Origin of the sequence: Stenotrophomonas sp. SrG (genome assembly GCF_050031795.1) — a bacterium.
Taxonomy (GTDB): Bacteria; Pseudomonadota; Gammaproteobacteria; order Xanthomonadales; family Xanthomonadaceae; genus Stenotrophomonas; species Stenotrophomonas rhizophila_A.
The window spans coordinates 1-249 of sequence record NZ_JBNBBE010000645.1 but is presented as its reverse complement, the minus strand read 5'-3'; the positions used below and the strand labels follow the sequence as shown (position 1 = coordinate 249).

The 249-nt window shown below is 68.7% G+C and carries 1 pseudogene; it reads right to left on the bottom strand.

Annotated elements, in window-relative coordinates:
* Positions 1-249, bottom strand: a pseudogene (locus ACQG3P_RS21160) (polyribonucleotide nucleotidyltransferase); the annotation flags it as partial.

The window sequence follows — 249 nt, the reverse complement described above, 5'->3', positions numbered from 1 at the left end:
CGAGGCGGCCGTGGCCGAGTTCGCGACGCTGCGGGCCCATCATGCGGCCGGTCTCACCCACCGAGTACGGGGGGAAGTTGTAAGGGAACAGGAAGTTGTCCTTGTACTCACCGGACACGGCGTCGATCACCTGGCCGTCGCGGGCGGTACCCAGCGTGTTGGTCACGATGGCCTGGGTCTCACCACGGGTGAACAGCGAGGAGCCGTGCACGCGCGGCTGGAGGCCGGTCTTGACGGCGAGCGGGCGGA